The sequence below is a fragment of the Undibacterium sp. genome (assembly GCF_030683615.1).
GTDB classification, from domain to species: Bacteria; Pseudomonadota; Gammaproteobacteria; order Burkholderiales; family Burkholderiaceae_D; genus Undibacterium; species Undibacterium umbellatum.
Genome location: NZ_JAUXQE010000039.1, coordinates 1 through 20638, shown reverse-complemented (window position 1 = coordinate 20638; position 20638 = coordinate 1). Strand labels below are relative to the sequence as shown.

The 20638-nt window shown below is 52.7% G+C and carries 19 protein-coding genes; 9 read left to right on the top strand and 10 right to left on the bottom strand.

Going from position 1 to position 20638, the window contains the following annotated elements; genetic code table 11:
- Nucleotides 1–214: 214 nt before the first annotated feature.
- The 3 genes from Q8K39_RS22225 to gcvA all read right to left on the bottom strand — a co-directional run bounded on the left by Q8K39_RS22225 (nucleotide 215) and on the right by gcvA (nucleotide 5105).
- A complete protein-coding gene (locus tag Q8K39_RS22225) occupies nucleotides 215–3574 on the bottom strand; it encodes a TIM-barrel domain-containing protein (RefSeq protein WP_305263371.1) in 3360 nt (1119 codons plus the stop codon).
- A gap of 160 nt (nucleotides 3575–3734) precedes the next feature.
- On the bottom strand, nucleotides 3735–4154 hold the full coding sequence (locus Q8K39_RS22220; RefSeq protein ID WP_305263370.1) for a hypothetical protein: 420 nt from the start codon (nucleotides 4152–4154) through the stop codon (nucleotides 3735–3737).
- Between the two features lie 66 nt (nucleotides 4155–4220).
- Nucleotides 4221–5105 (bottom strand): transcriptional regulator GcvA, encoded by an 885-nt coding sequence (gene gcvA / locus Q8K39_RS22215; protein WP_305263369.1) that lies wholly within the window; start codon nucleotides 5103–5105, stop codon nucleotides 4221–4223.
- A 423-nt stretch (nucleotides 5106–5528) separates the two neighbouring features.
- On the opposite strand from gcvA, the gene Q8K39_RS22210 reads away from it, so the two are divergent.
- The 6 genes from Q8K39_RS22210 (at nucleotide 5529) to Q8K39_RS22185 (ending at nucleotide 12083) form a co-directional block, all read left to right on the top strand.
- Nucleotides 5529–6530: a 2-dehydro-3-deoxygalactonokinase gene (locus Q8K39_RS22210; RefSeq protein WP_305263368.1), complete on the top strand. Its 1002-nt coding sequence runs from the start codon at nucleotides 5529–5531 to the stop codon at nucleotides 6528–6530.
- Between the two features lie 118 nt (nucleotides 6531–6648).
- The gene (locus tag Q8K39_RS22205) at nucleotides 6649–7041 is read left to right on the top strand and encodes a RidA family protein (protein ID WP_305263367.1); all 393 of its coding nucleotides are present in this window, start codon (nucleotides 6649–6651) and stop codon (nucleotides 7039–7041) included.
- Nucleotides 7042–7177: 136 nt separating this feature from the next.
- Complete coding sequence (locus tag Q8K39_RS22200; protein WP_305263366.1) at nucleotides 7178–8395, top strand: hypothetical protein; 1218 nt, start codon at nucleotides 7178–7180, stop codon at nucleotides 8393–8395.
- On the top strand, nucleotides 8392–9162 hold the full coding sequence (locus Q8K39_RS22195; RefSeq protein WP_305263365.1) for an SDR family oxidoreductase: 771 nt from the start codon (nucleotides 8392–8394) through the stop codon (nucleotides 9160–9162). Before Q8K39_RS22200 ends, Q8K39_RS22195 begins: the two co-directional genes overlap by 4 nt.
- Nucleotides 9163–9309: 147 nt before the next feature.
- Nucleotides 9310–10614, top strand: coding sequence for an amino acid deaminase (locus Q8K39_RS22190; protein ID WP_305263364.1), 1305 nt, complete (start codon nucleotides 9310–9312; stop codon nucleotides 10612–10614).
- 2 nt (nucleotides 10615–10616) lie between these two features.
- The gene (locus Q8K39_RS22185) at nucleotides 10617–12083 is read left to right on the top strand and encodes an amidohydrolase family protein (RefSeq protein WP_305263363.1); all 1467 of its coding nucleotides are present in this window, start codon (nucleotides 10617–10619) and stop codon (nucleotides 12081–12083) included.
- Between the two features lie 232 nt (nucleotides 12084–12315).
- Here Q8K39_RS22185 and Q8K39_RS22180 read toward each other — a convergent pair whose 3' ends face one another.
- Nucleotides 12316–13149, bottom strand: a complete 834-nt coding sequence (locus Q8K39_RS22180; protein ID WP_305263362.1) for an isocitrate lyase/phosphoenolpyruvate mutase family protein — start codon at nucleotides 13147–13149, stop codon at nucleotides 12316–12318.
- 168 nt (nucleotides 13150–13317) lie between these two features.
- Here Q8K39_RS22180 and Q8K39_RS22175 point away from each other — a divergent pair, with 168 nt between their 5' ends.
- The gene (locus tag Q8K39_RS22175) at nucleotides 13318–13674 is read left to right on the top strand and encodes an NIF family HAD-type phosphatase (protein ID WP_305263361.1); all 357 of its coding nucleotides are present in this window, start codon (nucleotides 13318–13320) and stop codon (nucleotides 13672–13674) included.
- Between the two features lie 94 nt (nucleotides 13675–13768).
- Nucleotides 13769–14308: a hypothetical protein gene (locus tag Q8K39_RS22170; RefSeq protein WP_305263360.1), complete on the top strand. Its 540-nt coding sequence runs from the start codon at nucleotides 13769–13771 to the stop codon at nucleotides 14306–14308.
- A gap of 10 nt (nucleotides 14309–14318) precedes the next feature.
- On the opposite strand, the gene Q8K39_RS22165 is transcribed toward Q8K39_RS22170, so the two are convergent.
- The 5 genes from Q8K39_RS22165 to Q8K39_RS22145 form a co-directional block, all read right to left on the bottom strand.
- Entirely contained in the window at nucleotides 14319–14981 is a 663-nt protein-coding gene (locus Q8K39_RS22165; RefSeq protein ID WP_305263359.1) for a YdcF family protein, read from the bottom strand.
- A gap of 6 nt (nucleotides 14982–14987) precedes the next feature.
- Nucleotides 14988–15686: a hypothetical protein gene (locus Q8K39_RS22160; RefSeq protein ID WP_305263358.1), complete on the bottom strand. Its 699-nt coding sequence runs from the start codon at nucleotides 15684–15686 to the stop codon at nucleotides 14988–14990.
- 10 nt (nucleotides 15687–15696) lie between these two features.
- Nucleotides 15697–16191, bottom strand: coding sequence for a hypothetical protein (locus Q8K39_RS22155; RefSeq protein ID WP_186953737.1), 495 nt, complete (start codon nucleotides 16189–16191; stop codon nucleotides 15697–15699).
- Between the two features lie 123 nt (nucleotides 16192–16314).
- Nucleotides 16315–17589: a M56 family metallopeptidase gene (locus tag Q8K39_RS22150; RefSeq protein ID WP_305263357.1), complete on the bottom strand. Its 1275-nt coding sequence runs from the start codon at nucleotides 17587–17589 to the stop codon at nucleotides 16315–16317.
- The gene (locus tag Q8K39_RS22145; RefSeq protein ID WP_305263356.1) at nucleotides 17579–17956 is read right to left on the bottom strand and encodes a BlaI/MecI/CopY family transcriptional regulator; all 378 of its coding nucleotides are present in this window, start codon (nucleotides 17954–17956) and stop codon (nucleotides 17579–17581) included. The genes Q8K39_RS22150 and Q8K39_RS22145 overlap by 11 nt, the downstream gene beginning before the upstream one ends.
- 176 nt (nucleotides 17957–18132) lie before the next feature.
- On the opposite strand from Q8K39_RS22145, the gene Q8K39_RS22140 reads away from it, so the two are divergent.
- A complete protein-coding gene (locus Q8K39_RS22140) occupies nucleotides 18133–19785 on the top strand; it encodes a glycoside hydrolase 43 family protein (protein WP_305263355.1) in 1653 nt (550 codons plus the stop codon).
- Here Q8K39_RS22140 and Q8K39_RS22135 read toward each other — a convergent pair.
- Entirely contained in the window at nucleotides 19782–20417 is a 636-nt protein-coding gene (locus Q8K39_RS22135; protein ID WP_305263354.1) for a 2-dehydro-3-deoxy-6-phosphogalactonate aldolase, read from the bottom strand. The two genes, Q8K39_RS22140 and Q8K39_RS22135, sit on opposite strands and share 4 nt — an antisense overlap.
- Between the last annotated feature and the right edge of the window lie 221 nt (nucleotides 20418–20638).

Sequence of the window (20638 nt, the reverse complement as noted above, 5' to 3'; positions counted from 1 at the left end):
TGGCCAACAGACTATCGGCCAGTTTGAGCAATTCCGGGTCGGGCTTGGCCCGCTTGTTACGCTTTGCAACGGTCATCATTTCTCCTTGAGGGTAGCAGTCTCCTGCTAAATGACCGTTTACACAAAATTATTTACACCCTCCGTCGCTCCTGCGCAGGCAGGAGCCCATTGGCGTTCGTTGACCAATCTGGCATTCGACAAAGTAAGCTACAACTCACTTCCCCACCCTATCCCCCGCAAACCCGATCACCGACGCATTCGCCCAGTTTGCGCATACCCCGGCTTTGCCGTTCGCCTTGACGCCAGTCGTCTTCAACACCAGTTTGCTGATGCCGCGTATATCCAGTTCTGGCTTGACTACGGCTGGTGCTGTGATCAGGCCGCTGTCGAACAGGAGTTTGTCGTCGCCCCAGACCTGGAATTGCAGGCCGCCGTTGTTGCGGCAGCTGTCGTCTATGCCGACGTCGGCGCGGAAGGTTTGCCAGTCGCCTGCGAGTTTGTAGCCGACTTCGCTATTGCCTGCCACCCCCAGGCCTTTGCGGAAGCGCAGGCCGTTCATTTGCATGCTCGCGTCTCCTTTGCTTGCCTGGATTTTATACGCCATATCTCTGGCATAGCTGGCGCTATTGCTGGCAACAGCATCAGACAAGAACACTTGCGCCTTGGGCTTGTCGGGCATGGGGTGTTCGAGGATGCTGAACTCTGAAATGGTGATGGGGGTGACGATCACAGGGTTGAAGGCATTGTATGCCTTGACAGTGTTGGTCGCGCCTGTGCTGGTCAGCACCATCGGGTCTTGTGCTTCGCCATCATCATTCTGGTCATGCGTGCTGAGTACGCGGAAGCGGAACAGGCGGCCTGCTCTGGCGGTAAACTCCACTTTTTGTTTTTCTTGCTGCTTTTTTAAACGGCCTGTGTGAACTGGTTTGCCCCATTCACCATTGGTGTCGGCCAGGTAGATTTCAAAGTCCTTGACCTGGCCGTATTGCCAGTTCTTGTCATTGCGTGGCGCGATTTCAAATCCGCTGACCATGCGGCGCTCGCCCAGTGCCAGGCTAAATTCATGGGCGCCGGTTTTTTGTGACTGGTCACGCAGGGTGCGGAACCAGGTACCGGGCTTGCCATCGAAAGCATTTTCCAAAGGATGACCGGGTTCTTCTGCCGGGCGGTTAAGGACGATAAGGCTGTCTGCAGCAATAGTATTGCCCAGGTCAGGTGCAGCCGGGTAGTCAGCCGTCGCTGCCAGTTGCTTGCTGGCGGCAATTGCCAGACGGAAGCTGTAGGCTTTGTCCACTGGCAGCTTGATAGTCTTCACATGCACCGTGCCATATTTTTCTGTGGCGTCGTAAAACCAGCCTGCGCTGCTTTTCTGGAATTCTTCGCGGGTCTTGAAGAGGGGCAAAGTCTGTTCGCCAAAATTGATGGCATCTGGCTCTGCGCGGCTATGCACTTGCAATTGCAAAACGCGCTGCGCTTCCATACCTGTATAGCTGCCATTGACTGCACCGACATTGATGCGGATATCACCCGCCTTGTTTTCTGGCGCATCGACTGTGAAGACTTGCTGGCTGGATTTGCCAGCCTGATACTGGCGGCTTTCGCCATCGTCTTCATATAGGGTAAAACTGGATTTACCATGGGGGTAGATGTCCAGGGTCAGCACGTCCTTGGGCACCTGGCCATCAAACAGGGCGACCGGGTACATGGGCAAAATCGCGCCAGCGCGTACCATGACAGGCAGTTTGTCCAGTGTGACTTGCTGGTCGATGACTTTGCCTTTGGCATCGGCTTGTACGACGCGGCCATCCCAGTAGTCTATCCACTGGCCTTGCGGCAAATAGATGCCCTTGCGCCAGCCTCTGCTGGCAACCTGGCTGCGATAGACTGGCGCTACCAGAAAGTCTTTGCCGAGCATGAACTGGTATTTGTAGTTCTCGTTATTGGCATTGGGGTCTTGCGGATAATCCCACATCAGGCCGCGCACGATGGGCGCACCTGTCAGCTCAGTCTCATGCGCATAGGTGTACATATACGGCATCAGGCGCATCTTGAGTTTCAGATAATCGCGGTTGATGCTGCGGTAGGGCTCATCAAACCACCAGGGATGTTTACGCCCGGACTTGGACCAACCCGACATACCCATCAGCACGGGCGTAAAAGTTTTCCATTGCAAATCGCGGGTGAAGGTTTCCGGGCTGCCGCCAAAAATGCCATCGACGTCACCAGTGGCATAGGCCTGGCCAGACAGGCCAGAACCTATCAGGGTGGGGATATGCCAGCGTATATAGTCCCAGCTGCCGGACTGGTCGCCCGTCCAGGTCACGGCATAACGTTGCGTACCGGCCCAGCCCATGACAGTCCAGACAAAGGGACGTGAGTCAGAATTGTCGAGTATGCCCTTGGCCGCTGCCATATTGGCATCCAGCGAGAATTGGTAGCCCTTGCCTGTCCAGGCCACGTCCAGCTTTTGCGCACGCGTGCCTGCGGTGCCGACTTCCCATGCGATTTTATCGACACCGTTTTCTGTCCACAGGCCAGTGCGGAAGCCATGTTTCTTCAACCCGGCAACGACTTCAGGCAGATTGGTGTAGCCGCAGCCATAGCCATCATTGGGCAGGATCCAGCCGCCGGGCATGTCGTGTTCGCGGTATTTGGCGGCGACGGAATTGACTACATCAGGCGTTTTTCCAGTCGGGCCATCGCTCCAGTTGCCGGGTACGGTGCCGGGCTTTTTGCTATTGTCGCCATCGTTATAGCAATCGGCATCACCATATTCATAAGCCCAGCGCGGCAAAAGTCTGGCGCGGCCTGTCAGTTCTGTGTACGAAGCCAGTACGTCCTTGATGGAATTGCCGACGAAGTAATAGGCATCGAAACGTTTTTCCTGATGGCTGGTGCTCAGGTATTCATTCGAGCGAAAATCATAGCTACCATTGCTCCAGGTATTGCGCAAGACGCCATAGCCTTTGCTGCTCATGTAGAAAGGCGCGGGGCTGGGCCTGTCGCCTTCTTCCCAACCGCCCGAATAAGAGACTTCCATCTGCTTGCCCTTGAAGGCATAAGCACCGTTTTGCTGGCCACCACCAAAGAAGACTTCATCTGCGCTGCTGGAGAGGGTCTGGAAGCTGGCTTTGTCGCCCAGTTCGAGCGGCTGGATTTCTTGCCAGACCAGGGTTTTATTGTCTGGCTTGTAAAGGGCCAGACGCAGTGGTGCGCGGTAGATGCGCAAGGCCATGGCCGAGGTTTGCACCAGTTGGTAATCAGCTTTTGAATCTGTCTGCGCCGTTAACTGGTAAGGCACTTTGTCATAGGCATGCTTGAGCACGATGGGCGCGGCCTTATTGCCAGCATCAAGCAATTGCCCTTTGGTGCCAGCCCATACGCGAAACAGATCGGGCTTGAGCAGGCTGATGCGTACGATGCTGCCATCTGACGTCACCAGTTCTATCTGATTTGCATCGGCTGCTATTTTTTGCATGTTTCCCAAAGGCGCGGCTTGGCTGACACCACTGAACACATGGAAGATCAGGCTGGCGATGACAGTCTTTCGTATGACAGCGTGCAAAGTTTGCATATTGGGTATTCATCCTATCTTTGATGTTGGGGCGCTAAGTTCAGGCACATGGCAAGCGATAATAATGTGCATACAGCAATGTAACTGCGTCCCGTCTTTTGCAACAGTGAGATTTATTCTTTGCCTTCATCAAGAAATTTTGAATGGCAGGCCAACACGGTCAACAAGTACGACGAAGGCGCGACAAATAATGGTTGACGACGCGGCGGCAGGCGTCACTGGGCCTGTGCCGTACCAGCGTAATCTTCCGGCCATGGCCGGATAACAGCATGGCCTGCTCCAGCATTAGCTTGCCTTCTCCTATCAGCACCAGTTCTCGCACGCGAGGCAAGACTTGCGGGATGGGATGGTGATGCTGGTCATGCAAGACCTCGGCTATTGCCAATATCATCAACTGGCAAGGGATGTCACCATAACGGCAATGCAGGCTGAGCTGCCTGGCTGTGATCTGGATGCTGCTTTGCCTGTCCAGACCATCGCTGACGATATCGACCTTGCAGGCAGATATGCGCTGATAGGCGGTGAAGACTTCTGCCGTTCTGGCTGGAGAAAGTATCAGAATATCGGCAGGCGAGCGCATGGAGGCAGGGCGGCGGGGCAATTAATGTGAAAGCGACATTGTATCAATGCTGCAGATAGCCTGGACTCAATGTGCTTTTGCCTCGCTGATCAGCCATTGATGAAACGCCTGAAAAGCCGGGTTCTCTTTCATGTCTGCCGCATAGATGAGGTAATAATCAAGCCGCAGCGGGGTTTCCACATTCAGTGGCCGAACCAGGCGGCCAGCAGCTATATCGTATTCCACCAGCAAAGCCTGACCAAGCGCAATGCCCTGCCCGTCTATGGCTGCCTGCAAGGCCATCAGGGCCAGGGTAAATAGCGGCCCCTGGCGGGATTCCTGGTTGGGCAAACCCAGGGTAGAAAACCAGGCTTGCCAACTGGGGTAGTCGGGGTCATTCATGGCACTGACTTCATGCAGCAGGGTTTGCCTGGCCAGGTCAGCGGGTGTCTGCAATTGTTCTGCGATGGCCGGGCTGCAGACCGGGAAAACTTCCGTCGCAATGAATGGCTCGATGCGGAAATCAGCAAACTGGGTACGGCGAAAATCGATGGAGATATCGCAATCACGGTAAGTGCGGTCCACTTCAGAGACGATTTCTACCCGTATATGCGGATGCCGGTTCAGGAAACGATAAAGGCGCGGCACCAGCCATTTGGAGCCAAACGATGGTGGCACGCCCACGCGCAACAAGGCATTGTTATCATTAAGCAAAGCATCCGTCGCCTGCTGGAAAATCCTGAAACCTTCGCGTATGCGTGGCAGGTATAACTCCCCCGCCTCGGTAAGTTTCAGGACATTATTGCTTCGATGAAACAAATCGATGCCCAAATGATCTTCCAGCAACTTGATCTGATGGCTGATTGCCGCATTGGTCACATGCAACTCTTCCGCCGCCCGCGTAAAATTCAGCCGCCTGGCGGCAACTTCAAAAACACGCAGCGAATTCAAGGGCGGAAGACGTTTAGACATGGGCATCCATCAAAAAACAATACGGTAACAGATGTTCATTAAATTTAGTTTAATGAAAGATTGAAATATTTTAAGGCGATGAGATGTTGGATTTCTGGCAGTATGGATGGGAAATTCGCGAGAATAAGAACAAAACCCCTCACCACAGACACACAGACACACAGAGAAAAGCAAGAGAAAACCTTTAAAAGTCTACTTTGATTTCGCCGTAAGTTTGGCCGCGGTTTGCCAGCCCAACTTACGAGACTACGGCCCCCTCCCCTTCAAGGGGAAGGAGCTAAGTCCGATAAATGGAATTTGTAATGCACCACCCCGACATTGAAATAATCTAAACGCAGTCTCAAAAATTAATCGCTGGCAAGACCAGGCGGGCATGGTTAAGCTTCTGCCACTTTCCAGCTCTTTATACTGATTCTTATTGCAATGACCCACATACTGACGATAGATACCGGCACCACCAATACCAGGGTGACCCTTTGGCGCGATGGCGTCGTGATTGCGCATCAGGCGCATGAAGTGGGTGTGCGTGATACGGCAATCAGCGGTAACCGCGAAAAACTGCAAAAAGGTGTGCGCGCCACTTTGCTGAAAACCCTGGAACAGGCCTGCCTGAATGAAGACGATATCAGCCTGATATTGGGTTCAGGCATGATCAGCTCTAACGTCGGCCTATTTGAACTGCCGCATGTACTGGCCCCGGCAGGCTTGCAGCAACTGGCGCGCGGCATGGTGTCAGTGACCATCCCCGAAGTATTTTCCAAGCCCCTGTGGTTTGTGCCCGGCGTGCGCAATGTAGTGGAAAACATGGGCCTGCATAATTGTGAATCCATGGACATGATGCGCGGTGAAGAAGTCGAAGTCATCGGCGTCATTGACCAGATGGGCATTACCGGCCCGGCAATGATGGTGATGCCGGGTTCGCACTCCAAGTTTGTGTGTATCGACGACAAGAACCGCATCACTGGCTGTGTGACCACGCTGGCGGGTGAACTGATGTATGTCATCACCCACAATACTATCCTGGCGCAATCGCTGGAATCTTCATTTGCCACCACCATCAGCCCCGAAATGCTATTGGCAGGTGCCAAATCAGCACAAACCATAGGCCTGGGTCGTACCTGTTTCAATGTGCGCATACTTGACCAGTTCACTATTTATGAACGCAATGACAGGGCCAATTTCCTGCTGGGTGCCATCCTTGGTGCCGACTTGCTGACACTCAAAAACAGCACGGCGATCAAGATGCTGCCAGGCACACCCGTCATCATCTGCGGCAAGCCCATCATGAAAGAAGCCCTGGCCTTGCTGATACAGAACGATGATTATTTCTCAGGCAAGGTGACCGTGGTCAGTGACGAAGTGCAGGCGCACCTGGCGGGGCTGGGTGCCATCAAAGTTGCCATGGCTCGCGGATTAATAAAATAAATAGGACTTACGTAAAATTGCCCCAGCAAGGCTCTTGCCGCCCACATACTGGTGCAGACCACAAGGCTGACCACAGAGACACTGTGCTTAGTGGTTTACATACTCGTTGAAAGAAATCATGACTAAAGAAATTACACGTTACGGCAATATTCCTCAGGGTGCTGGTGGGCAGCGCTTGCCATTTTCGCCTGCAGTGCGGGCTGGGGACTTTGTGTTTTGTTCTGGCCAGGTGGCCATGAAGGACAATGGCGAAGTCGAAGATGGTGGCATAGAAGCGCAAACGCGGCGCACCATGGAGAATGTCAAAAAAGTGCTGGCGCTGGCTGACTGCACACTGGCCGATGTCGTCAAGGTGACGGTATGGCTGGATGATACGCGCGACTTCTGGACTTTCAACCGCATCTATCTCGACTACTTTGGCGAACATCCACCGGCACGTTCTTGCGTGCGTTCTGAAATGATGGTTGACTGCAAGATAGAGATAGAAGTCACGGCATACAAACCAGTTTGACGTCCCCATAGGGCTTACGCAAAATTGTCCCAGCAAGGCGTAGCGACGAAGACAGTACTTTAAGTACGGCGAGGAGCTGCAACGCAGCTGGGGCGGTTTTGCGTAAGCCCTCGTCTTAACAACCGTAGATATAATCATGCACATGCAAATAGATACTGCCTACCGATCCATCTATGTCTATGCCTGGGATGTGCTGGATATCGGTGTATCCGCCTTTGTCGATGCGGCGCTGGCCATGGGTGTCACCGACGTCAGCCTGGCTTGCAGCTACCATGCAGGTAAATTCTTGCGGCCACATGCATGCAAGGGGCCAAAGGTTATTTTCCCTGAAGATGGCGTGCTGTATTTTGAACCACGGCAAGAACGATATGGAGAAATCAAGCCACAGGCGCATAGTGATGCAGCCATCCGCAATGTGCTGGCAGACTTATTGGCTGATGGCCGCCTGCGTGTGCATGCCTGGACAGTCTTGCTGCACAACAGCCGCCTGGGGGCGGCTTATCCACATCTGACGACGCAAAATGTCTTTGGTGACCGCTATATGTATAGCCTGTGCCCCATGCAGCCAGCCGTGCTGGAATATGCGCGTGCTGTTTGCCGTGATCTGGCGCAGCAATATGAGCCAAGCAGCCTGATACTGGAAAGCCCTGGCTGGCAACCCTATGCACATGGCTATCACCATGAATTTGCCCAGCTACCAACGAATGCCTGGCTGGATGTCATGCTGGGCCTATGCTTTTGCGATGCCTGCCAGCGTGCGGCAACTGAGCAAGGCATACAGATCAAGACTGTGCAACAACGCATTGCAGGCAATATCAACGACTACCTGAGCAACCCCGTGCCTGTCACCACCCATCAGGCACAGGACTGGATACAGGCAGACTTGCTCAGGGACCAGGAACTACGTGCCTTCATCTCCTTGCGCCAGCATCGTGTCACCAAACTGGTGAGCCAGATCGCTGCTGAATTACGCAAGACCACGCAACTGGCTATCATCCCCACGGTGCAAAGGCCAACCGCCGATTGCTGGCAGGAAGGCAGCGACCTGGCAGCCCTGGCTGACGTGGCAGATTATCTGGAAGTACCATTCTACGAACCCACAGCGGCACGCGCCATCCATGATGCGCGCCATACCCTGCGTGCCATCGGTGACAAACCAGAAAAGATACGGGCAATCTTGCGCCCCGGTTATCCTGATCTCAACACTGGTGCAGAACTGGATACCGCCATCACAGGTTTGCGTGAACTGGGCATCAGTGATTTTGCGTTCTACAATTATGGCTTGCTACCACAAAAACAATTGGATCATCTGGCAGCGACACTCAACAGCCAGTTTGGAAAGGATGTAGCATGAAACGTCATGTACTCATCACCGGAGCTTGCGGCGGCATAGGCAGCGTACTGTGCCAGCGCTTTATCGCGAATGGCGACCAGGTATACGCTCAGGATCTGCCGGGTGCAGCACTTGAAGCGCTGGTGAAAAAACTGGGGCCACAAGACTGTGTTGCCGTTGGCGCTGATCTGACTGATGCTGCCGCCCTGCAAGCCGCACTGGCAGCAGCCCTGCAAGGCAGTAGCATTGATGTTCTGGTCGCCAATGCAGGCGCAGCGCAAAGCCTGAACCTGGCCAGCACGACAGAAAGCAGCTGGAAGCAGGACATGGACCTGAACCTGAACGGTACTTTTCATAGCGTGGAAGCCGTGCGCAGCGGCATGCAGAGCAAACGCAAGGGCAATATCGTCCTGATAGGTTCAGTGAATGGCATGAGCTCGCTGGGCCACCCCGCCTATAGTGTCGCCAAGGCTGGCCTGATCAGCTATACCAAGGCACTGGCCATGGAACTGGGCAAGCATGGCATACGCGCCAATATCGTCTGCCCCGGCACAGTGAAAACCCAGGCCTGGCAAGCACGCGCCGAGAAAAACCCGCAAGTGTTTGAAGACTTGAAGAAATGGTATCCGCTGCAAGACTTTGCGACGCCGGACGACATTGCCGATGCAGTGCTGTTCCTGGCATCCGAAGCAGCACGCGTCATCACCGGCGTAGCCCTGCCAGTAGACGGTGGCCTGATGGCAGGCAACCGCGTGATGGCGATGGAATTGACGCAGGAAGAAATTTAGATAGTTGTTTAAGACCTTTCAACACAGAGACACAGAGTTTGCACAGAGGGGCACAGAGGAAAACAAGAAAACAAGAAAGCAAGAAAGCAAGAAAACAAGAAAACAAGAAAGCAAAATACCAAGAATTTAAAGAATTTAGAGAACCCCATGCTGAACCTGACATCACTGAATGAACAAAGCCTGTTACCCGGCACCAAGGGTCTGGCCCTGACTGCCCCGCTGCTGCAAAAAGACCTTGGCGCGCAAGCCTGGAATGTATTGAACGCCGACACCAGCTTCCCTGTCGCTGTATTGAAAGGCAGCGCCCTGCAACATAATCTGCAATGGATGAAGGCTTTCTGCGCCAGCCGTAACATCGTTCTGGCACCTCATGGCAAGACCACCATGAGCCCGCAACTGTTTGACATGCAATTGCGCAATGGTGCCTGGGGCATGACACTGGCGAATGTGAACCAGATGCGCGTAGCCCAGCGCTTTGGCGTCAAACGCGTCATCATCGCCAATCAGCTCGTCAGCAAGAGCGATATCCATTCTGCCCTGTCCTTGCTGGCAGAAGACCCTGAATTCATTTTTTATGCAATTTGTGATTCTGTCGTCGGTGTCAACATGCTGGCAGATGCTGTGCGTGAAGCGGGCTTGCAAAGACCCTTGCCCCTGCTGGTGGAACTGGGCTTTGCAGGTGGTCGCACTGGTTGCCGCAGCAGTCAGGAAGCGCTGGAACTGGCACGCCATATTCACCGCAGTCCTTACCTGCAACTGGCAGGCGTAGAAGGTTATGAAGGCTTGCTGGTTGGTAAAAACCGCGAGCAGGATTTAATGCAAGTAAAAAGCTTTTTGCAAGATATGCTGGCCCTGAGCCAGCAGGCAGACCGTGAACAATTATTTGACTTGCCCGAGATATTAATCTCTGCTGGTGGCTCTGCCTATTTTGACCTGGTGGGCGAGGAGTTTGCCAGCAAAATGAAACTCTCACTTCCCTTGCTGCCAATCTTGCGCAGCGGTTGCTATGTCACGCATGACCATGGTTTTTATCATGGCCTGGTGGAAGAAATGCATGGCCGCGTTGCTGACTTGCCAGCAGGTGGCTTGCGACCCGCACTGGAAGTCTGGAGCATGGTGCAATCGCGCCCAGAAATCGACCTGGCCATCCTGACCATGGGCAAGCGCGATGCTTCATACGACATTGACATGCCCTTGCCTTTTGCCACCCATAGACCAGGCCATGCCAGCGCCCCATTTGCCCTGCCTGCGGGCTGCAAGATAGAAAAGATGAATGACCAGCATGCCTACCTGCGCCTGCCCAAAGACAGTGGCCTTTGCCAGACCCTGGCAGTGGGAGACCTCATCGCCTGCGGCATTTCCCACCCCTGCACGACCTTTGACAAGTGGCCGTTGATGCTGGTGGTCGATGATACCTATCGCGTACAGTCTGCCATCAATACCATATTCTGATCATGCCAGACGGTACATTTGATGTCGTGATCAGCAACGCCCTGGTGTATGACGGCGGCGGCTGCGCACCCTACCCTGCTGACATAGGCATACACGGTCAAAAAATAGCAGCCATCGCCGCGCCTGCCAGCCTGAACGGGCTGCACATCATAGACGCCAAAGGCATGGCCGTGGCACCCGGCTTTATCGACGTGCATACCCATGATGACCGGGTAGTCTTGCAACAACCCGCGATGCAGCCCAAGCTGACGCAAGGCGTGACGACAGTCATCACCGGCAATTGCGGCATCAGCCTTGCACCCTTGCAAGCCAGTGCTGCAGTGCCTGCCCCCTTGTCGCTGATAGGCACACAAAAAGACTACCAGTTTGCCAGCGTGGCCGACTATGCCGCCGCCGTCACAGCTGCTGAGCCAGCCGTCAACGTCGGCATGCTGATAGGACACTCCACCCTGCGCGTGAATGCGATGGCAGACTGGGCAGGCCCAGCCAGCGCCACAGAAACCAGCCACATGCAAACGCTGCTGGCAGAAGGCATGCAGGCTGGCGCGCTGGGCTTCAGTTCCGGTCTGTTTTACCAGACCAGCAAGGCGGCTGACAATACCGAAGTCATCGCGCTGGCAAAGGTCTGCGCCGAGGCTGGTGGGGTGTACACCTCGCATATACGCGATGAATACAATGGCGTCATGGATGCCCTGGCAGAAGCCTGCGATGCCGGGCAAGCGGCAAATCTGCCCGTGATACTCTCACATCACAAATGCGCAGGCCCGGCCAACTGGGGACGCACGACCGAGACACTGGCTTATATCAGTGAGCGCCGTCGCACTCTGGCAGTGGGGCTGGATGCCTATCCCTATGCTGCTGGTTCCACCGTGCTAGACCCCGATTATGTTGATGGCGTCATCCGCATTATGGTGACATTTTCTGAACCTTACCCGGCCATGTCAGGACGTGATCTGGCAGACATTGCCGCTGAGTGGCAAGTCGATCAACAAGAAGCAGCGCGCCGCCTGCATCCCGCAGGCGCAGTCTATTTTCAGATGCGTGAAGATGATGTGCAACGCGTACTCAGCTATCCGCATACCATGATAGGTTCTGATGGCTTGCCACATGATGCGCATCCACATCCACGCCTGTGGGGTGCTTTCCCGCGAGTGCTTGGCCACTACGTGCGCGAAGAAAAACTGTTCAGCCTGGCTGAGGGCATACGCCGCATGACGACCTTATCTGCCGATCACTTTGGCCTCAAACAGCGTGGTCGCATCGCTTGCGGCTGCTGGGCTGATCTGGTGATTTTTGATCCCGACACAATAAGTGACGCAGCCACTTTTGCGCAGCCCAAACAAGCTGCCAAAGGTGTGCTGTGGGTATTGGTGAATGGCGTCATTGCCATGGCAGATGGCAAGCTGACTGGCAAACGCGCTGGCAAGGTTTTACGCAGGCAGGATGAGCGATTTTCGCACAATGACTGATGCTGGTTCGTCTGGCAAAGAAACAATGATGAGCTGGCCTGGAATGCCGAAGAGCATCAGCTCAGCAGCTTCTTGATGGCAAGTTGATTTTGGGCAGTGTTTGGCGAAGTAAAGCCAGAAAAGCTTCTCAGGCTGTAAAGAAACACAATCAACTTGTGTGCGACATCTCCAATGAATAAGACCAAAAAACTCACCACCGAGACACAGAGATGGCACAGAGGATTGAAATCCCTCAAGAAAACAATTCCTCTGCTTCTGCAAACCCATAAAAACTGCGCTCCATGGTTTTCCAGCTACCTGTCTTGCTGGCTTCTTCTGCAATATCACGCACCGTCCCCATCACTGCCAGCATGGGACAGACACCCAGGCTGACGCGGCTGGCACCGGCATTAAACAAATCCTGCGCGATCGGTGCACCTGGCATGGCCATGATATTGAGCGGTCCTTTGATCGCTTGCGCCAGACGTGAAATGATAGCCAGATCAGCCAGTGCCGGTACAAAGACCATGTCAGCACCGGCTGCCAGATAGGCATTGCCACGCTGTACGCTCATCGCTATGCGTGCCTCGATATCTTCACCCAGGCCAAGCAGAAAAGTATCCGTGCGGGCATTGATCCACAAAGGCAATCCATCCTGATCCGCTGCCTGCCTTGCCGCAGCAATGCGTGCACATTGGGCATCCACAGCAAACAAAGCTGTGTCGACAGAACCGTGAGAATTGTCTTCAAGATTGACACCAACGACACCGGCAGCGATGACCTGCCTGATGGTCTCTGCCACCGCTTCCGGCGCAGCACCATAGCCAGCTTCGATATCAGCGTTGACAGGCACGTCGACTGATTTAGCGATAGCGGCAATTTGCGCCACCATTTTGTCGCGCCCTATCAGTTCGGCATCACAAAAACCCTGAGCATAAGCAATGCCGCCGCTGGTCGTACCAAGGGCAGGGAAACCGGCCCTGGCAAAAATACGGGCGCTGGCGATGTCCCAGGCATTGGCCAGCAGGAAATGGCCTTGTTGATTTAATTGACGAAATTGCTGGGCCAGTTTGATTTGTTGTTGCATGGTGGGTTCTCTTTTATTGTGCTTGAAAGATGCGCATTGTTCCATAGCGTAGTACCCCTGACTGGCAGTTTTCGGCCCTTGTAATTTGCATACTATTTCTGATTTCCACCTATTGCGTGACAGGCATGAGGATGCGACACTATGCCTTCTTCCATCTCGTCTTGCCCAATGAAAAAAACAATACCCAAAGTGCTGGCACTCGACCTTGAAGGCACACTGATTTCAAACGCCATGAGCCAGATTCCGCGCCCTGGCCTGTCTGAATTCCTGGAGCGTTGCGCTGCACTTTTCCCACGGCTGGTCATGTTCACGACAGTCAAAGAAGAAAAATTCCGCCAGATTGCCCGGCTGCTAGTGGACGAAGGCAAGACACCAACATGGTTTGCCAATATTGAATACATCAACTGGCAAGGTGAAACCAAGAATCTGGAATTTATACCGAATGCAATAGTGGAAGAAAGCATCCTGGTCGATGATTTTAAATCTATGTGCATCCCGGCCAGGCTGCGCAATGGATGCCGATAGAATTTTTTGATTATCCTTATCCTGAGGATGACAGGGGTTTATTCAAGATGCTGGAAAAACTGGAGGCAATGCTGGCGATGCTTAAAGAGAGGTCATGAGCATGGAAGATCTACAAAGCGTTTGCAAATATCTCGAAGAAAAAGGTTTGCAAACCGGGCTAAGTTCAGCAGAGAGTATGTATGTCAAAAAAACTGGAGATGCCAGTCTGGAAATACGTGTCATCAGTAATCGTTTCAATTTGCGACGTTGGGATTATGTACCCGGCCCTGGTGAAGATGACTTCTGTTTCGATATTGATAGCCTGGACGAAATAACACTAATCGTCTGGAATTATTTCTTCGCTCAACCAATAAAAATCGCGGACTGGGATATCGCCCTGCACCGCTATCCATATTGGTCTTTGCAAGAGATGCAATACAGACTGGCAAATCTGGTACATGTAACTCAGGACCAATTTCAAGCCATCCATGAGGAGCGTTACAAACGCTATGAGCGGACTTCCATTGAATATCTTACACGTCTGGATATTGCAGAAACAACTCAATTCATGTGCTGTGGCAAGCACATGATAACCGGGGAAAAATTGATGATACGACGTGATATGCAAGAGGCATATGCTGTGCGGCTAGAATGAAGCATGGAATTCATTTGCAATCATGTTCATGCGCATCGAGCAATTTGTATTTCACATAAAAGAAACTCTCATACAGCAATGCCTGGCTTTTTGACCGCCAGCTGACATACCGGCTGGTCGGTGTAGCAGCTGAGATAGCATGGATATGCAACTCATTCGCCATAGCCATCGCCCGCCTCATATGCAGTGGGTCACTGACGATCAGCACTTTTTGCAGTTTTTGTTCCTGCATGAGCTGGCAAGCCTGCACCAGGTTTTGCCAGGTATTCGTCGAGCTTTCTTCTATCAAAATCTGCGCGGCAGGAACGCCTTCAGCCATCGCGTACTGACGGGCCGCGGCTGATTCTGACAGGCGATCACCGGCACTCAAGCCGCCGGTAAAGATCAGGTAAGACACGTGACCAGTTTTGTATAGCTGTATGCCGTGTTTGATACGCTCGGCAAATACTGGTGATGGCTTATCTTTCCAGACGGATGCTCCCAGCACTATCGCCGCATCTGCTTTGATCTTTCCAGGCTCTGCAAATTTCTGGCTGAGCAGTGCAGGATAATAAGCGATGCTCAGCAAGACCTGGATATACGCAGCCAGCAAAAGCAGGACCAAGAATACAACAAGGCGCTTGGCGTTGATTGTGCTGAAGTAGCGACGCAGCGCAGGCAAACGGGATATCACTTAGGCTTACTGTTTTCTTAGCACGCGCCAGGGCTTGCTGATTTTGGGGTCTACCGGCACGCGTTTTTCATTGCTCGCATAATCATCTTCAAACACTGCCCAAGTTTCTCCACGCTGGAACAGATACCAGAATGGCAGTTTGCGGCCCTCTACACGCAAGGGAGTGCCGTACAAATCGAGTTCAGATAAATCCAGTGACAGACTGGCTTTGGATGGCTTGCCATTGATGCTAAGTCTGCCGTTCTGAAAACACCATTGCTCTTTTTCTTCGCCGACATAACAGCCTTGTATGATGCGTGCCAGATACAAATCAGCTTCTTTTTGGGCAAGCCTGCCCAGGCGTTGATAAGGGCCTTGTTCTGTCCTGCGTTTGCCATCACCAAGCAACCAGATTTTGTCGCCTTGCAGACGCAGGCAATATGCTGTTTCGTCACCCTCATGCCAGGCCAGGTTTTGTTTGATTTGACCGTCTTTGATGGTTAGCGCCACTTGCTGGCCATCCGTCGCCGCCATCGCGCCAGTCCAGTTGCCATGTTTTTTCAGCAAATCAAGAAAAGAACTGCTGCTCCAGTAGCCTTCCTGTTTCTTAAGCCCGGCATCACCAGTGCAGAGCTTGTCTGATGCAGCCATGGCAATTGATGCACAGGACAACAGCAGAGCGATGCTGATTTTTTTGATGATGGAAGCCATGTTTGATTTTTTCATCTTGAAGACCTTATTCCATCGCATGCAAGTAGTCAATCCAGAGTTGAAAGTAGCGTTTCAATTCTGCTTTGCGTATGTGAGTATCGGCATGATGGATTAAAAAATCTGCCTGGTTTTGCAATTTGTCAGCCAGCAGCATTTTTCTGACCTCTGGCAATATCCATCCCACATACAAGTGCAGATCAGCGATTTCCCAGGTATCTGTATGTGGCTTGCACAAATAGGCATTGGCAGCACGTCGGTATTCCATGACCAGCAAGATCACCTCTGGCGAAAAAGCTGATACCAGGGGTGCGTATGTCGCTAGTTCCTGATCTGCCTGAAACAGTGGGTGCAGACAAAAAGCCTTTAAGGCGTTGAGGCTGGCATCCAGAGTTATCATGATTTCCAGGCCATCATCGATATGCTTCATCAGCAATTCCTGGCTGCGTGCGGCCTGGCGCGCTCCGTAGACTTTGCTGATTTCCTGGTATTCCCTGGTTTCTGTGATTGCGTGTTTTAACACTATACTTGCCTGAAATTTTCCATGTTTAGCTTCGCCAACATACACGAGCTTATGCAGTAGATTTTAACAGAACAGCAAAGTCAAATCGCCTGATCTTGACCTTGCTGCCAGATTGCGATCTGTTTAGTTTGTCTTCTTTGCCAGGTTGACCGTCATCTTGATATCAAAGTCCAGTTGCTTATCCGGCGTTTCTTTTTGCAATGTGGCTGTTTGATTCAAGCCTGTGATGAGTTTGGGTTCTGCCACCAGCGCCCCATCTTTCTCGACTTTCATGGCGATGACGACGGCATCTTTGTACTTGTCTGCCGGTGCTGGCAGCAAGGTGAAACTGATTTCCCATTTGGCTTGCTGTTTTTTTGATGTCAGACCTATTGTGGCTTGCTTGCCCTGCTCGACCATGACGGTAGGTGAAAGAGTTTCGCCGCCTACGCTGATATCGGTATTGACGAGATAGCTATCGACACCGGCTTTAATGGCTTCCTGTTTCTGCGCAGCTTGAGTAAGCACCACACTGCTTGGCGTGACAGCCCAGGCACTATAGGCGCTGGCAGCGCACAAACCGCTCAGCATGAGATAGGAGACACTACGTTTAAACAGACCAGGTTTTGACTGTTGCAATTGCATGATTCTTTCCTTCAAAGGATGGTGGGACGGCCAATGACAGGCCAGGGCGCTGGGGGTGATACTGAGCTGGGTTTTGAGCATGGCTTCGGCATAGGTACGCCTGGCTTGTGGGTCTTGTGTTATCACAAGGGCGTCACAGGCCAGTTCCTGATCGAGTCGAAAACACCTTGCCGCAATAAACATCAAGGGGTTAAACCAGAACAGGCATTGCATCAAGGCGCACACGGTATTGGCAATGACATCTCCACGACCTTGATGCACCAGTTCATGACGGATGATAAGTGCCTGTTCTGCTGCGCTATAACGCTCAAAAAAATCTGCTGGCACGATGATTTTTGGCTTGAAAAATCCTGTTAGCGCGGGGCCAATGTCATTATCACTGGTAAGGTAGAAGCCCTCGCATTTGATCAATGTTCCCATACGGCGCAAGAAACGCTGGTGCTGTATTCCAAACAGCACCAACATGCCAATGCCACCTATCGCCCAGACGCTGACAAGCATTGTGGGCCAGATACTGGCTGGTGCTATGTCTAGCAAAGCCATGCTGGAAATGACCTGGTCAGCAGGAGCGCCATGCGCCGTGGTCATGTCCAGATATTGGCGATGCGGGAAAAGCATGGCAATCAAACTCAATGGCAAAATGCCCCATAGCTGATAGGCGATACTGGCACCAGCTAGCCTTCGCAATCCTTGCCGGACAAGCAGGATGAAGACAATCAATACACTGGTGACCAGGCAAGCCAGCAATGCGGGCTGCAATAAACTATTCATCATCACCCAGCTCCTTGATCAGACGTTTGAGTTCGGCGATATCCTGTTTGGATAATTTTTTTTGTTCGCTAAAGTGGGCAACCAAAGGCGCAATGCGGCCATTGAACATACGGTCCAAAAATCCCTTGCTCTCGGACATCAGCCATTGCTCGCGCTTCAAGATTGGCGAGTACAGAAAGCGCCTGCCGTCTTTTTCTGCCTTGATCGCACCTTTCTTCAGCAAACGGTTCAGCAACGTCTTGACTGTGGCTTCCTGCCAGTCTTGCTGTTGCACAAGAATGGCACTGACCTCTTCGGCCGCCAGGGGATGGCGTTGCCACAGGGTTTCCATAACCAGCGATTCTGCTTCGCTGATGGCGATGTTTTTCATTATTGTCTCCGGCAATATCAATCAATTACAGATGTAATCGATAATTGATGATTACACGTGTAATTATTCAAGTCAACAAACAAATGCTTCTCCGTAAAAACTTTGCTTGCATGCGCAGGTCAAGGATTGCATAATTGGCCTTACCAATTTACAACTGGTCAACCAATAAGGATGTTATGCAATACTGCAAAAAGAGTCTGACATGCAAGTCATGGCTGCCCAAGATCATACTGCTACTCGCCTTTCTGAGTGGGCAAAGCTTTGCTGCCGACAATGATGCAGGTAAGGCGCGCTATCAAAACCCTGTCATCCATGCCGACTATTCTGACCCTGATGTGATACGCGTAGCCGACCGCTATTACATGACTTCATCGAGCTTCAATAGCGCTCCTGGCCTGCCTTTGCTGGAATCGGCAGATATGGTGCACTGGCAACTGGTTGGGCACGCCCTGCCCCAGCAACTACCGTTGGCAGACTTTGTACAACCACAGCATGGCAAGGGAGTGTGGGCGCCTTGTCTGCGCTATCACAATAATCGCTTCTGGATTTTTTATCCTGACCCGGACCAGGGTATTTATGTGATGACAGCGGAAAAATTCCGTGGCCCCTGGAGCACTCCTCATCTGCTGCTGGCGGGCAAGGGCATCATTGATCCTGCCCCCTTGTGGGATGACGATGGACAGGCTTATCTTGTCCACGCCTGGGCCAAAAGCCGTGCTGGTTTCAATAATGTGCTGAGTCTGCGTCGCATGAACAACGAGGCAACCAGGATACTGGATAGCGCAGGCCAGATCATCGTCGACGGCAATAAACTGCCCAACTACAAAACCCTGGAAGGACCCAAGCTACATAAGCATCAAGGCTATTACTATATATTCGCCCCTGCTGGTGGTGTAGAAGAAGGCTGGCAATCAGTCTTTCGCTCGCGTCATATCGCGGGACCATATGAAGACAGAATAGTCATGGCACAAGGCGCGTCGACCACCAACGGCCCGCACCAGGGTGCCTGGGTACAAACGCCGCAAGGCACTGACTGGTTTTATCACTTCCAGGACAAGCGCGCCTATGGCCGCATCGTCCACTTGCAACCGATGCACTGGAAAGATGGCTGGCCGGTCATAGGGACTGACATCGACAATACCGGCAAGGGTGAGCCTGTACTCAGCCACGCCATACCGCTGGCGGGAAATTTTCCTGTCACAGAACCAGCTACCACAGATGAGTTCGACCAGCAGCAACTGGGTCTGCAATGGCAGTGGAATGCCAACTGGAAAGCCACCTGGTTTTCACAGACAGCCAGGCCAGATCATTTGCGCCTGTATACACAATATGACACCAGCTTTATTGCTGAAAAAAATTTGGTAAATGTACCCGCATTGTTGCTGCAAAAACTGCCAGCAGAACAATTTACAGTAGACGTGAAACTGGACGTCAGCCACCTCAAACCTGGTGGTAGTAGCGGCCTCATCCTGTATGGCCTCAACTATGCATGGCTAGGGGTGCGGCAGCAGGCGCAGGGGCACGAACTATTGTTAGCTGCCTGCATCAAGACAACGGTGGCTGCTGCCCCATGCACAGAAACTATTCAGGCCAGCCTGCCCTGGCCTAGCAACATCGCCTACTTGCGCATGCAGGTACAGGCTGGCGGAAAGACCCGCTTCTACTACAGCTCTGACCAGCAGCAATATTCAGCGATAGGTATGGCATTCACCGCCAGCATGGGGCGCTGGGTAGGTGCGCAGATGGGCCTGTTCAGCATCAGCAACGACACAACTGCATCGGCGAACAACTTTGTGGATTTCGATTACTTCAGGGTCACAAAAAATTAATCCTTGCCCACCAGTGCATTGATAAAGCTGCTAGCAGCCTGCATGACTTGCTGGGCCGACCAGCCTGGTTGATACAGACTGGCACCCAGTCCAAAACCATTCGCCCCCGCCTTCAAATACGCTTGCATGCCTGCCGGTTTGACGCCACCCACTGGCAGGCACAGGCTATCGGCAGGCAAGACCGTACGCCAGGCTTTTAACACCGTAGATGGCACCGACTCTGCGGGAAACAACTTAAGCCCATCCGCCCCCGCATGCAGTGCTGCAAAGGCTTCACTGATGGTCGCTACTCCAGGCAGGCTGTACATGCCACGCTGCCTGGCCGCTGTGATCAGGGCAACATCCGTATGCGGCATGACAATCAAACCGCCCCCCACATCCTGCACCTGCCCCACCTGCTCCAGCCGCAATACCGTCCCCGCTCCCAGCAAACAATCCTCAGGTAAAGCCCTGGCCAGCACACCTATGCTGCGCAAGGCATCGGGCGAATTCAGGGGTATCTCCATACAGCGAAAACCTTGCTCGTACAGACCCAGGGCAATTTCTTCGCATTCATGGGTCTGGATGCCGCGCAGGATCGCGACCAGGGGGATGGGATTAAGGTAGGTGGAAAAATTGGTGGATGGGGACATGGTGAAATTTTCGGGTGAAGTATTTGACAGTGCTTAGGTAAGTATATTGCTTTAACATTCGAGTAGCCGGATTATGAATCTGGGGACTGCTGTTGCTGTTGCTGTTGCTGTTGCTGTTGCTGTTGCTGTTGCTGTTGCTGTTGCTGTTGCTGTTGCTGTTGCTGTTGCTGTTGCTGTTGCTGTTGCTGTTGCTGTTGCTGTTGCTGTTGCTGTTGCTGTTG

Bases quoted from the DNA above. Each gene is read 5' to 3' on its own strand.
- Q8K39_RS22225 (WP_305263371.1), bottom strand. From the start codon at position 3,574: ATGCAAACTTTGCACGCTGTCATACGAAAGACTGTCATCGCCAGCCTG.
- Q8K39_RS22220 (WP_305263370.1), bottom strand. From the start codon at position 4,154: ATGCGCTCGCCTGCCGATATTCTGATACTTTCTCCAGCCAGAACGGCA.
- gcvA (WP_305263369.1), bottom strand. From the start codon at position 5,105: ATGTCTAAACGTCTTCCGCCCTTGAATTCGCTGCGTGTTTTTGAAGTT.
- Q8K39_RS22210 (WP_305263368.1), top strand. From the start codon at position 5,529: ATGACCCACATACTGACGATAGATACCGGCACCACCAATACCAGGGTG.
- Q8K39_RS22205 (WP_305263367.1), top strand. From the start codon at position 6,649: ATGACTAAAGAAATTACACGTTACGGCAATATTCCTCAGGGTGCTGGT.
- Q8K39_RS22200 (WP_305263366.1), top strand. From the start codon at position 7,178: ATGCACATGCAAATAGATACTGCCTACCGATCCATCTATGTCTATGCC.
- Q8K39_RS22195 (WP_305263365.1), top strand. From the start codon at position 8,392: ATGAAACGTCATGTACTCATCACCGGAGCTTGCGGCGGCATAGGCAGC.
- Q8K39_RS22190 (WP_305263364.1), top strand. From the start codon at position 9,310: ATGCTGAACCTGACATCACTGAATGAACAAAGCCTGTTACCCGGCACC.
- Q8K39_RS22185 (WP_305263363.1), top strand. From the start codon at position 10,617: ATGCCAGACGGTACATTTGATGTCGTGATCAGCAACGCCCTGGTGTAT.
- Q8K39_RS22180 (WP_305263362.1), bottom strand. From the start codon at position 13,149: ATGCAACAACAAATCAAACTGGCCCAGCAATTTCGTCAATTAAATCAA.
- Q8K39_RS22175 (WP_305263361.1), top strand. From the start codon at position 13,318: ATGAAAAAAACAATACCCAAAGTGCTGGCACTCGACCTTGAAGGCACA.
- Q8K39_RS22170 (WP_305263360.1), top strand. From the start codon at position 13,769: ATGAGCATGGAAGATCTACAAAGCGTTTGCAAATATCTCGAAGAAAAA.
- Q8K39_RS22160 (WP_305263358.1), bottom strand. From the start codon at position 15,686: ATGAAAAAATCAAACATGGCTTCCATCATCAAAAAAATCAGCATCGCT.
- Q8K39_RS22150 (WP_305263357.1), bottom strand. From the start codon at position 17,589: ATGATGAATAGTTTATTGCAGCCCGCATTGCTGGCTTGCCTGGTCACC.
- Q8K39_RS22145 (WP_305263356.1), bottom strand. From the start codon at position 17,956: ATGAAAAACATCGCCATCAGCGAAGCAGAATCGCTGGTTATGGAAACC.
- Q8K39_RS22140 (WP_305263355.1), top strand. From the start codon at position 18,133: ATGCAATACTGCAAAAAGAGTCTGACATGCAAGTCATGGCTGCCCAAG.
- Q8K39_RS22135 (WP_305263354.1), bottom strand. From the start codon at position 20,417: ATGTCCCCATCCACCAATTTTTCCACCTACCTTAATCCCATCCCCCTG.